The 243-nt window shown below is 55.1% G+C and carries 1 protein-coding gene; it reads right to left on the bottom strand.

Features of this window, described 5'->3' with window-relative positions:
• On the bottom strand, positions 1-243 hold a 243-nt coding region (locus tag HPT30_RS00180; protein WP_175369640.1), incomplete at both ends, for a transposase.

Below are 243 nucleotides of genomic sequence, written 5' to 3' on the forward strand. Positions count from 1 at the left end.
ATCGCCATCTTCTTCATGTTCTGCACGGCTGCCGTCATCAGTGCTTGTTCGCTGACGTTTGGCAGTCCGCGCAACCGACAATAGCGAAACCCGTGGAGCTCTTTAGCATCCGCGAAGCTTCGCTCTATCGTCTCTTTTCGTTTGCGGTATAACTGTTTTCCCGACCGACTCAGTCGGTTGCTCCGGACCCATTCTTTGCTGTCCTCCCAGACATGCCGGGTTACCACCTTCCGGTGGTTTCGG

Origin of the sequence: Paenibacillus agri, from assembly GCF_013359945.1 — a bacterium.
Classification (GTDB): domain Bacteria; phylum Bacillota; class Bacilli; order Paenibacillales; family Paenibacillaceae; genus Paenibacillus_AQ; species Paenibacillus_AQ agri.